At 51.3% G+C, this 12,273-nt stretch carries 6 protein-coding genes; all 6 read right to left on the minus strand.

The genetic code is table 11. The annotated features are described in order from the left end of the window. Nucleotides 1-22: 22 nt before the first annotated feature. Complete coding sequence (gene carB / locus IPQ00_08700; protein ID MBL0240636.1) at nucleotides 23-3,253, minus strand: carbamoyl-phosphate synthase large subunit; 3,231 nt, start codon at nucleotides 3,251-3,253, stop codon at nucleotides 23-25. Nucleotides 3,254-3,327: 74 nt separating this feature from the next. Then, a complete protein-coding gene (locus IPQ00_08705; GenBank protein MBL0240637.1) occupies nucleotides 3,328-5,145 on the minus strand; it encodes a tetratricopeptide repeat protein in 1,818 nt (605 codons plus the stop codon). A 67-nt stretch (nucleotides 5,146-5,212) separates the two neighbouring features. Then, entirely contained in the window at nucleotides 5,213-6,244 is a 1,032-nt protein-coding gene (locus IPQ00_08710; protein ID MBL0240638.1) for a UDP-N-acetylmuramate dehydrogenase, read from the minus strand. Between the two features lie 18 nt (nucleotides 6,245-6,262). Continuing rightward, nucleotides 6,263-8,098 (minus strand): tetratricopeptide repeat protein, encoded by a 1,836-nt coding sequence (locus IPQ00_08715; protein ID MBL0240639.1) that lies wholly within the window; start codon nucleotides 8,096-8,098, stop codon nucleotides 6,263-6,265. A 215-nt stretch (nucleotides 8,099-8,313) separates the two neighbouring features. Continuing rightward, entirely contained in the window at nucleotides 8,314-9,096 is a 783-nt protein-coding gene (locus IPQ00_08720; protein MBL0240640.1) for a class I SAM-dependent methyltransferase, read from the minus strand. Nucleotides 9,097-9,211: 115 nt separating this feature from the next. Continuing rightward, the gene (locus IPQ00_08725) at nucleotides 9,212-12,250 is read right to left on the minus strand and encodes a VCBS repeat-containing protein (GenBank protein MBL0240641.1); all 3,039 of its coding nucleotides are present in this window, start codon (nucleotides 12,248-12,250) and stop codon (nucleotides 9,212-9,214) included. Nucleotides 12,251-12,273 lie beyond the last annotated feature (23 nt).

Below are 12,273 nucleotides of genomic sequence, written 5' to 3' on the forward strand. Positions count from 1 at the left end.
TCGATGGGTTTTATGTAATTGATCATCGTATCTCATCCGCCGTCACACTCTTTTCGGCGTGTATTTCTTGCAGACTTCTGACCGTAAGAGTTTCTGATGTGAGTTTTGTCCCTATCGCCTCGATCAATGCTTCCGCTCCCGTGATGGTAGTAACACACGGAACATTGAATTGTAGAGCGGCCTTTCGGATCGCTTTCTCGTCAAAATGTGACACTTTACCAAGCGGCGTGTTGATGATCAGTGCGATCTCGCCTTGCCGGATCAGATCGGCGATATTGGGACGGCCTTCGTTGACCTTAAAAGTCGTCTCGCACTCTAAACCGACCTCGTGTAGACGTTTGGCAGTCCCGAATGTCGCCACTAGATCGAATCCGAGGTTACTCAACCGCCTTGCGAGCAACACCGCCTGCCCCTTATCTACCTCGTTGACCGAGATGAACGCTCGACCGCTTAGCGGCAACCTTAAGCCCGCACCTTCCATCGCCTTTCCGTATGCCTCGCCAAATGTCGCCCCGACTCCCATAACCTCACCCGTCGAGTGCATTTCCGGCCCAAGTATCGGATCAACTCCGGCAAACTTCTTGAAAGGAAAAACAGGTGACTTTACAAATATCTTGGGGACCGGCAGGACATCCGGAAGGTTAAAATCGGCCAGACGCTTGTGGCCCGCCATCACCAATGAAGCGATCTTTGCGATCGGCACGCCCGTGGCCTTCGCGACGAATGGCACCGTCCGGGACGCTCTCGGATTGACCTCAAGAACGTAAACGCGGTCGTCCTTAATGGCATATTGAATGTTCATCAACCCTTTGACCTTGAGTGCCTTCGCCAACAGATTAGTATAATGGCGGATCGTTGCAAGGTGTTCCTGGGCGATCTTCTGCGCCGGTAAGACACTCGACGAGTCGCCCGAGTGAATACCCGCTTCCTCGATATGGCCCTGTATCCCGGCAATTACCACCGTGTCGTCATCGGCGAGTGCGTCGACGTCCACTTCGGCAGCACGTTCAAGAAATTTGTCTATCAGTATCGGTTTTGCCGGCGAAGCATCAACCGCGGAGCGCATATATTCATCTAGTGACTCATCATCGTAAACTATCGCCATCGCTCGCCCGCCGAGCACAAAACTCGGCCTCACGATGATAGGATAACCTATTTTGTTTGCAACACTTTTCGCCTCATCAGCTGATGTGACACTCGAATTATCCGGACACGGAATCTTAAGTTCTGCAAGTAACGCCCCAAACCGTTCACGATCCTCAGCCAGATCGATCGAGTCGGGCGAAGTACCTATGATCGGCACACCCGCGGCGTGCAACCTGTCGGCGAGATTCAAAGGCGTTTGACCACCGAACTGGACAATGACACCCTCCGGTTTCTCGACCTCGACGATATTCATCACGTCTTCGTAGGTCAGGGGCTCAAAATATAATCGGTCCGAAGTGTCGTAATCCGTCGACACCGTCTCCGGATTACAATTGACCATTATCGTCTCGAAGTCCGCTTCTCGCAGTGCAAAACTTGCGTGACAACAGCAATAGTCGAATTCAATGCCCTGGCCGATCCGGTTGGGGCCAGAGCCAAGGATCATTATCTTACGACGCGACGTCGGCTCTGCTTCGCACTCCTCTTCGTAGGTAGAATATAAATACGGCGTAAAGGATTCGAACTCCGCTCCGCAAGTATCGACCCGCTTATAGACCGGCCTTATCTGCAGTGTTTGCCTATAGTTACGAACCTCTACTTCAGGTGAGTCCGTAAGAAATGAGATTCGCCGATCGGACAACCCACACTCTTTCAGACTCAACATTAGGTCACGCGATATCTCCTGTAGCGGAATAGTTCCCATCGCGTCCTGAAGATCCATAACCTGTTTGAGTTGGTCCAGAAACCACGGGTCGATCCTGGTCAGACGGTGTATCTCTTCGAGCGAATATCCAATTTGGACAGCGTACGTCAAATAGGAGAATCGCTGCGAATTCGGCCGAGCTAGTTTGCGTTGTAATTCTGCATCCGGAACATCTACTAAACGCAACGGTTTAACCGCTTCGAGCGAACGTAACCCCTTAAACAGCGATTCCTTGAACGTACGCCCTATCGCCATTACTTCCCCGACCGATTTCATTTGTGTTCCGAGTACGTCTTCGGCCCCGGGGAATTTCTCAAAAGCCCATTTAGGTATTTTAGTTACGACATAGTCGATCGTCGGCTCGAAGGATGCCGGCGTCTTCATTGTAATGTCGTTTGGGATCTCGTCGAGTGTGTAGCCTACCGCCAATTTCGCAGCGATCTTGGCAATCGGAAAGCCGGTGGCCTTAGACGCCAGTGCCGACGATCGCGAAACCCTGGGATTCATTTCGATAATACGAATGTCTCCATTCTCAGGATTAACGGCGAATTGTATGTTCGATCCGCCCGTCTCGACACCGACCTTGCGAATGCAGGCGATCGACATATCACGCAATCGCTGATACTCAACATCCGTTAACGTTTGCGCCGGTGCGACTGTGATCGAATCACCCGTATGGACGCCCATCGGGTCGAAGTTTTCGATCGAGCAGATGATAACGACGTTGTCTTTGAGATCACGCATTACCTCGAGTTCAAACTCTTTCCAACCCAAGATCGACTCTTCGACCAGTATTTGCGAGTTAGGCGAAGCCATTAGTCCGCCTCTGGCGATCTCTTCGAATTCCTCCGGATTATAGGCAGTACCGCCGCCCGTGCCGCCCAGCGTAAAACTCGGCCTGATGATCGCAGGGTAACCCGTCTCTTCAACGATCTTCTTAGCCTCTTCCCACGTGTGAGCAAACCCGCCTCTTGCCGACGGCACACCGATCTCGTCCATCGCGGCCTTAAATAGTTCGCGGTCCTCGCCCACCTTGATCGCGTTGATATTGGCCCCGATCAGCTTTACACCGAATTTATCCAAAACCCCGCGTTCAAACAATTCGACGGAGAGATTAAGTCCGGTTTGTCCACCGACGGTGGGTAATAGTGCATCGGGACGCTCTTTTTCGATAATTGCAGTTACGGTCTCAACGGTTAGCGGTTCGACATAAGTGCGGTCGGCGATCTCGGGGTCCGTCATTATCGTTGCCGGATTTGAGTTGACCAATACGACCTCAAACCCCTCTTCTTTGAGCGCCCGACAGGCTTGCGTTCCCGAATAGTCGAATTCGCACGCCTGACCAATGACAATCGGGCCGGAGCCGATTATTAGGATCTTATGTATATCAGTGCGTTTTGGCATTTGTAAACAACCGATTATACAAAAAAAGTGCGGTCTATATAACCGCACTTTTCAAATTCGATGATCGGGATCGTTTAGAATGGGATCCTCGGAACCTTTGGGATCTTATTTTCGATCTTTTGCTTAGCAGCATCGACTACGATCTTCCCTGATAGTACATTATCGAGTCGTGAGGCAAGCACGGGATTAAGCTTTCTGAGCTTGTCGTTGATCTTTTTAGCTTCTTTTTTGTTCCCGCTCGCATTGTATGCCTCGCCGAGATTAAATAGGCCGAATGAGTTCACTCCGTCCAGGTCTACGACCCGCCGGAATGTCGCCACCGCATTTCCGAGATCATTAAGGCCGCGATAGCCGAGACCGAGCTGATTTATCGCTATCACCCAATTTTGTTTCAGATTTACCGCTACGTTCAGTGCGGTCACTGCTGCCTGATACTCGCCCAGTCCATTATGCGTCGAGCCGAGATTCAAGTACGCTGCATCCAACTTTGGGTCCTTCTCGACGGCTTTTTGTAGAAATGACTTGCCGAGTTCGAAGTCGGCCTTGGCACCTGCCTCGTCTTTGGCCTCCCTTTTTGCAACACCCGAATTATAGTAGGCCCATCCCATATTTGAATCGTCGACTGCCGTCGGGCTCAATTCCCGTGCGGTTGCGAGCCTGGCAACGGATTTATCCCACTCGTTGGTCTTCCCGAGACAGAATCCCCACTCGCTGTAAAGCTCGGGTGTCTTGATCGTTTCCGAGGCGATCTTGTATTCGGCATTTGCGTCGGCGAATCTTCCAAGTTGCCGATAGCAACTTGCGAGATTAGCGTGAGCCTGTGCGTTTGAAGGGTCGTTACGGATCACTGTCTCGTAGGACGTAGCCGATTTAGTGTAATCGCCTGCATTGTAGTACCACACGCCAAGTTCAAATGCCGCCGGCGTAAATTTGGGGTCAATGTCCAGTGTCCGCGTATAAGCGGCGACGATAGCATCATTTTGGCCGATCCGATTCAGTGTATGCCCGCGATAATAGTTTGCCATCAGGTTCCTGCTGTCGAGTTCCAGCACGCGGTCAAATGCGGCGAGGGCGGCGGCATTGTTATTTTGTTTATAAAGCACCAATCCTTTCAGATAACGCATCTCAACGCTGTCCGAACCCGCTGATTCGGCCTTGGCCAGACACGCCTCCGCCTTTGCCAGCTCGCCCGCATCAAGGTACGCCAGGCCTAGTGCGGTATTTATATCGCCAAGGGTCGGATCGATCGCGAGAGCCTTTTCATAGTTGAGTATCGCTTTTGCGGTCTGCTTTTTGCCGTCATAGATCGAGCCCAATTTCGCATAAGCGACGTCATTTTTATTGTCGAGCTTTATCGCTTCGTCAAAGTAGACAATGGCCGATTCGCTGTTTGCATCACCGGCCGCCGCAATGCCTTTTTCAGTGAGAGCATCGCTAAGGCCGTCGCTTGCACGCTTGTTTCGGGGGTTCTGAACTAATGCGGCACGATAATTCGTGATCGCAAGATCTGTTTGTCCGCCGTCGAGATTGGCCTCTGCCTTAGTTGTCAGAGTATTAGACAATGCGATCTTTTTATTTGCCGCCGCTATAGCGGCTTTCTTACGTGCAGCGATCAAGGACGCTCGCCGCCTCTTGGCCGCGGCCGCGATCTGGGCATTGGTACGTTTTGCATTGGCTCCGCCACCCGCGGCCTCACCCAAAAACGAATAAGCCGAGCCGAAACTCGCCTGCGGTTTCTTGCTTCCGTTACGAAATACGAATGCACTCCCGCCACCACCTATGCTCTCAGTGGCAACAAGGTCCTGTGCACGCACCGCAGTCGCTTGCGGCATCAGCGAAAATAGGACAGCAACAACGATCGACGATCTTAATATCGGGGAACGAAATACCATAATAAACCTCAACCTAAACGTAGATTATACCTAAGAAGGACGTAGTTCGGTAAAAAATTTGCATAAGCTAAAAACCGATAAATATGGGTTCAGGCTCAAGCACAATTCCAAATTTTGAACTGACGCTATTTTTGATGAGTTCTTTCAGTTCAATAATGTCGTTTGAACCGGCATCGCCGTTGTTGACGATCGCGAGGGTATGATTGGTCGAGATCCCCGCCCGTCTAAGCTTAAAGCCTTTCACGAAGCCCGCTTTTTCGATAAGCCAGGCTGCCGGAATTTTCACCTTTTCGTTATCTGCCGGATAATTTGGCATATCACCAAATTGTGAAATCAACTCCCGAAATTCCGCTGCGGATATTACCGGATTCTTGAAAAATGACCCTGCACTGCGTGAATTTACATCGGCTGGGTCGATGACCATCGATTTCGACCGGCGGATCGCCAAGATCGCCTCACGAACCTCGCTCAGCTTCGGATCACGGCCCAAAAATCTTTCGATGAGTTCCGTGTACGCTAATTTGGGCACGCCGTCACGGATCAATTCAAATTTGACGTTCGTTACGATGTAGCGGTCTCGGTGGGTCGAGTTAAAAATGCTCTTGCGGTATGAGAATGAACAATCTGCATTCGCCATTTCGATGATTGCACCCGACAGCCTATCCAGACATCGAACAGATACTATCGTCTCACTCACCTCTTGGCCGTAGGCTCCAACATTTTGGATGGGAGTGCCGCCTACCAGTCCCGGTATGCCGCTCAAACACTCGACGCCCGTCAATCCTCGGTCAACTGCAAAAGCGACGAAACTATCCCAGTCCTCGCCCGCACCGACCGAGAGTTCGACCCGCTTCCCTTCTCGTGCGGTCTCGATCATGCCCTTGATCGCGATCTTGACGACCAGTCCGTCAAACCCGCTATCTGATATCACGACATTGCTGCCGCCGCCCAAGATAAACAAGTTAAGGTCGTTTTCTTTCGCGAATCCAAGTGCTTTTATCAGTTCGTCTTCAGAAGATACCTCGACGAAATATCTAGCCGCGCCGCCGACCTTCAGCGTGGTCAACGGGGCGAGCGGCGTATTTGATCGCAATTTGATAGCCGGTGGCACAGAAGACTATTTCTTTACCGCTCCCATCGAGATCAGCTCAAGTTGACCGGCGAGATTCTTTTGACCCATTTTGACAAGCTTCTGATACGCCTGTTTTGCGCCGCTCAGATTGCCGTTTCTAAACTCGGCCTCGCCAAGATTGTAGATAGCGCTTACAAAATTGGGGTCCTTGTCGATCGCCTTCTTAAAGTTATTGATCGCATCCTTATAGTTATTCAGCTTGCGATAGGCGATCCCAAGTTCGTTTAATGCAAAGACCCATTTCGGCTCCTTCCTCACAACCTTAGTCAATGCATCGACCGCACCGCTATAATCGCCGAGATCGGTTAGCGTCATTCCAAGATTAAGCTGAGGTCCCTCAACGAAAACCGGATTTGCCGCAACCGCCTTTTCGAGATTTATCTTTGCTGATTGCAATTTTAACAGCCGATCCGACTCTCGCTTTTCATACTGATCGATACGTGCAGCGTTGTAATACGCCCAACCGAGATTGGCAAAGTCGGCCGCATTTCCGCCGCCGAGTTCGACCGCCTTTTCAAGTGCCTTGATCGCCGCAGGCCATTGGCAAGGAACAAAATTCCTTTGATTGACTTCACATTGACGCCCGATCACGTACCCGACCTTGCTATAAATATCGGCGATCTCATCCTTACCAAAATCTTTACTCCGCGACATAAAGAGCGTCGCCAGGTCATAATTGGATTGCGCTTCGGTAAAATTGCCCATCATACGGTGGGCGTCACCCAGTGCGGCAAAAACTTCGCCGCTGTCGTTCTTGAGTCGAGCGGCTTGCTTATACGCGATGACCGCATCGGCATACTTGTCGGTGCTATAAAATGCCTCGCCGAGGCTAGTCCAGGCCTCAAGGTACTTCGGCTTAAGGCTAACCGCTTTCTGGTAATCGGCGATCGCCTCATTGGTTCGGCCAGTCCGCATTAACGCTTCACCCGAGTTGAAAAATACCTCGGCATTGTTCGGGTCGAGTTGTTTTGCACGTTGAAAGGCCGCCAGTGCCTCGGGGTTTCGGTTTTGCGAAAGTCGGATCATACCGAGAAACAACTGGGTCTCCGCCATATCCGGTGCGATCGCAAGGGCTTTGGTCAATAATTCATCGGCCTTTGCGATCTCGCCTTTTTGGAAATAAAGCACACCTAACGGCAGATATATCTCCGACAGTGCCTTGTCGTTAGCCAGAGCCTTTTCATAACTTGCGATCGCAAGATCGGCCTGATCGAGATCGTTATATACCTCACCGAGCCCAAATAATGCCGCTGCGTTATTAGCATTAAATTTTAGGCCCTCAAGAAAAAACGCCTTTGCCGTCGATGACTGGTCCTTGATAAGAAGGTCGTTACCCTTGGCGGCGAGAGCGTCGCTCAGTCCATCAGCGGCCTTCTTATTTTTAGCGTCAAGCGTGACGGATTCGCGGAAAAACTTCATTGAGTTTTCGAGGTCATTCTGATCAATATAATATTCACCGACGCCGGCAAAAAGACGCGATGCCTGATCCTTGGGCATCGTCCGTACGCTTGGCGGCAGATTGTCCGGATCGACGACCGTCGACCGGGCTCTGCGAGGCTGTACTTTAGCTAGTGTCTCGTATTGGATCTTGATCCGTTTAACCGTTTCCAGGCGTTGAGCCTTAGTGCGTCCTGTGCGCGCGGCAGGCGAGTATTTTTTTGAGGTCTTGGCAGAGTTTCGGAAAACGAAAACGCTTGAACCACCCGTAATGTCGCTCACCGGCACAAGATCCTGTCCAAAAACCTGAATACAAGCTGACGAGACCGACAACATCAACACTATCGATATAGCCGATCGAAAGACACTTAACTTTTTCAACATTAGATTTCCTCTCGCAATCGCGAAGCGATGTAAATAACGGAACGTTTTGCCGAAAGGTTCGATGACCTTTCGAGTGGTAGACGTTTTCCGCGTTTTGTTTTTGCCGGAAGATTAAAGCCCTGAAGCGAATTTTAACACGGAAACGCGCAGATCGGGCCGCCATTTTTCAATTCAGCGGCCCCGTCGATGTTTTTCGATAAACCTGTTTGCAGCCGTTATTGGCTAACGTTGGTTCGGCGAACTTTGATCAATGCTCTTCGCAAAAATCCAAATGGGAATCGGGTGGCAAACCGGCGATATTTGTCCACGTCCTGCAGTGAATAAAGATAAGCATTGTGATTGTCGACCAATCTCTCCATCACTCGTGGGTGACGGTGGATAGGAAAATCACCGATCTCTATGACAAAGACCAGATTCGGCAGGATGTATCCGTGAAACTTGGTCCCATTATCCTGGAGATATTTTACCGCAGTCGCAATGCCGTTATAGGTGATCTGCGAATCGTGAAACATTATCGCCCCGTTTTCCGCCAAGACATCGAGGCAAAATCTAAAGTCGCGAAACACCGCCTCATCGGTGTGCTCGCCATCGATAAAACAAAGATGCATCTTGCCCTCGATGCTTCCCGGCTTGATCGTCGCCGTGTCGCCGTCGATGGTCGTGATCTTTTCGATATTTCCGGCCGCTTCTTTCAAAAGCTCGAGCATCCGCTCGGTCGAGTTATTTTGGTATACCCAATCATAACCACGTGCGTCCGGCTGGCTCTCAGGCCGCTTATCGATCGAAACGACGCGTGAGCATCGGTCATCCAGCAGGTATGGCTGAATACTACCGCCGAGATAAGATCCGATCTCAAGGTAATTGAACCCCGGTGTAAGTTCGCCTACCGCGAGTTCGCACGCGAGCAGCGATGCCCTGTCGTGATCGGTAGATTGGCTCGGGATCTTATCAAAGAGTCCGATATCCAGATTGTTAAGTCGTTCCTGAAAATCACTCATAAAGGAAAAATAGAAAGGCTGATAATACCACACCAACGCAATTGCAGCGGAATTCACACAAAAAGAAAGAGCAGCTTTCGAGGACTGCTCTTTCTAACCCCGATGACACCGACTCCTACGGAATAAACGCATTCTCAGTCGGAATATCAGTGCTGATGCCAAATTGGAATCCCGTGTAACCGGATGTCGACCTCAATAGATGCCAAATCCCGGTTGACGGCCTGAATATCGCGATGTCGGCCTTTCCGTCGCCGTCGTAATCGCCCGCAACGGGCTTATCGCCCGGCGTACCGAATGGGCCGATCAGGAATGAACCATTGTTACTATTGATGATGTACCAGACACCGGTTGACGGACGAAATACAGCAAAATCGGTCTTACCGTCACCGTCAAAATCAGCTGGTGTCGGTATATCACTGTCGATTCCCCAACGGGTCGCCCGCTGAATATTGTCGACACTGCTCTGCCACCACCAATTTCCGTCCGACGGACGATAGATCGCGATGTCGGATTTGCCGTCACCGTCAAAATCACCGGTCACAGGTTTGTCGCCTGCGAGCCCGAAATTCTTGTTGTCGGACGAACCATTAGAGCTACTCATCCTTAGCCACTGATTTGTCGACGGTCTAAATACGATGTAATCGGCCCGGCCGTCGCCAGTATAATCAGACGGTCTTGGAATGTCGCCTGCCGCTCCCCAATGTGCATACTTTTGACCGCCGTCGAGCGTACTCAGCGACCACCAATCGCCGCTCGATGGGCGGAATATAGCGATATCCGTCTTTCCGTCACCGTCATAGTCCGCTGGCACGGGAACATCGCCGGCGATCGCAAATATCTGCTGCGTCAGTCCAAAGTCACTGCTTCGCAAAACGTACCACTTGTTCTCAGACGGCCTGAATACCGACACATCCGCCTTACCGTCGCCGTCAAAATCAAACGGCGTGACCCGCGCGAACAGTCCAGGTATGACCTTTGCGATACCTGCCCTTGTCGAACTGTCGATCCGCGAAAAATCACCGCCAACGACCACATTTCCATCCGGCAAAGCGGCCAGCGTCCGCACCGCCCCGTTTGCACCATACTGCATGAACAATTGATCTAGCTGACCGTCCGCACTCAGCCTGACAAAGTAATTTCGCGATGCCCCGTTGACATAATTAAAGGTTCCGCCGATCAGGATACTGTTATCGGACTGCACCGTTAGAGCTTGGAGCCTGAGGTCTGAGCTATTGTTCGAAGTAAATGTCGGTGCAGCAAAAGTAGTATCCGCCGTACCGTCTGAATTTCGTCTAACGATCGCTGATGGCCAGCCGAAGCCAATAAGACAAAGGAATTTGCCGTCTGCTAAAACTCGTATCGTGTCGACCGATGTGATAGATCCGGGATTGAACGCTTGATCGATAGTCCCATTGTTGTTTAACCGAACAAGATTCGACCTGTTAAAACCATCAACACCGGTAAATGACCCGCCGACGAGATATTTGCCGTCATCTAACTGTACCGCCGCGTAGACTGTACCGCTCGAGATCACGGCCGTGAATGTCGTGTCGAGCGTACCGTCCGAGTTTAGTCGAGCCACACGCTCACGGGTAACACCGTTAACCGTCACGAATCCGCCCGAGACGAGTAATTTCGAATCGCCTTGAATAGAAATGTCATAGACGGAATTGATCAAGGGCACAAATGCCGTATCCAGCGTACCGTCCGAATTGATCCTGGCAAAACCGGCTTTAGGCGTGCCGTTATAACTCGTAAAATCGCCGGCGACGAGTAATTTGCCGTCACTTTGTAACACCATCACGCGAGGAATGACGTCGAAGCCAATTCCCGGATCAAAGCTGTTGTCGATTGTGCCGTCCACATTGATACGCGCAAATGATGGACGCAAAGTGCCGTTCATCCGTGTGAAACTGCCTGCAACGACAAATTTACCGTCACTTTGTCGAACGATCGTCGAAACCGTGCCGAATATGCCGGCGTTCGGATAAAACGAGGCATCGACATTGCCGGCCGAGTTTAGACGGAAATATCGGTCGGTCGAAACATCCGATTGTCCAAAGAATATTATCCGGTCAAGCGGATCGACTGCCCATTTTTTATAAACTAAATTAACGGTGGCGGGATGAATGAACGATGCGTCCGCCGAACCGTCGGAATTGAAACGCATCAGCTTACCGCCCGACGTGATCAGGACCTTGCCGCCCGTTACGACGCCAACTTGTTGAACCGACGAAGTCAACGCCGGCGGGTTAAACGTGAGATCGACATTTCCCGCCGGCAAGATCCTAACAAGATCTTTTTTCGCGACACCGTTAACGGTATCGAACCGTCCGCCGACCACCAAAGCCTGATCTGTCTGCAGGATGATCGACTGGATATCCAATCCGCTTCCAAATGCGCCGGTAATATTCGGGGCCTCGTATGAACTGTCGTTAGTTCCGTCTGCGTTCAGACGGCGCAAACTCGTTCCCGAAGAGCCGCCCGAATAGGTGGTAACCGCCCAATAAATCTTTCCGGCGACGTCGATCGCAATCGACCGAAGGTTTCCGAATATCGTTCGCCCGCCATCATAGCCCGCCGGAGTAAAGGTCGTGTCGGTCGAACCGTCAGAATTAAGACGAACTAGATATCCGGCGTGAAATCCACTGCCCACACTGCCGGCGGTTGTAACCAGTAGTTTGCCGTCCGGCTGCACTGCAAAAAACTCGGATGCAGAGTACACAAAAGCCAGGGTGAACGCGCTATTGAATGAAAGATCCTGACTTCCATCCGTATTTAGCCGAACCACCTTGGACTGTGAACTAAGCGAAGTTCCGGCGACGATCAATTTCCCATCCGGCTGCAGGCCAACATTTGTAACCCCGCCAAGCAGACACCCGCAATAAGCAAAGGATGTATCGACACTGCCGTCGACGTTCAGTCGAGCGATCTGTCCTTTCGCCTGAGCGTCGACCGCAAAATTTGCACCCCAGATGATCGTTCGCCCGTCCGTTTGCACTATGAGCCCGATCGAACTCTGCGATTGCAATATCCCGGCCGGTACCGGAACGAATCCGGGATCGACGTCCCCCGTCGCGAATGCGACCTGCGAATACAGCAACACCGAGGATAAAACGATAAGAATGGATGCGAATCTATTTCGTAAAGGCATTGTATTTCTCCCTGGGTCTCCTG

Source organism: Chloracidobacterium sp., assembly GCA_016720705.1.
In the GTDB taxonomy this organism is placed as follows: domain Bacteria; phylum Acidobacteriota; class Blastocatellia; order Pyrinomonadales; family Pyrinomonadaceae; genus OLB17.

What these genes read in the sequence shown, in the direction of transcription:
- carB (MBL0240636.1), bottom strand. Translation starts at nt 3,253, where the DNA reads ATGCCAAAACGCACTGATATACATAAGATCCTAATAATCGGCTCCGGC.
- IPQ00_08705 (MBL0240637.1), bottom strand. Translation starts at nt 5,145, where the DNA reads ATGGTATTTCGTTCCCCGATATTAAGATCGTCGATCGTTGTTGCTGTC.
- IPQ00_08715 (MBL0240639.1), bottom strand. Translation starts at nt 8,098, where the DNA reads ATGTTGAAAAAGTTAAGTGTCTTTCGATCGGCTATATCGATAGTGTTG.
- IPQ00_08720 (MBL0240640.1), bottom strand. Translation starts at nt 9,096, where the DNA reads ATGAGTGATTTTCAGGAACGACTTAACAATCTGGATATCGGACTCTTT.
- IPQ00_08725 (MBL0240641.1), bottom strand. Translation starts at nt 12,250, where the DNA reads ATGCCTTTACGAAATAGATTCGCATCCATTCTTATCGTTTTATCCTCG.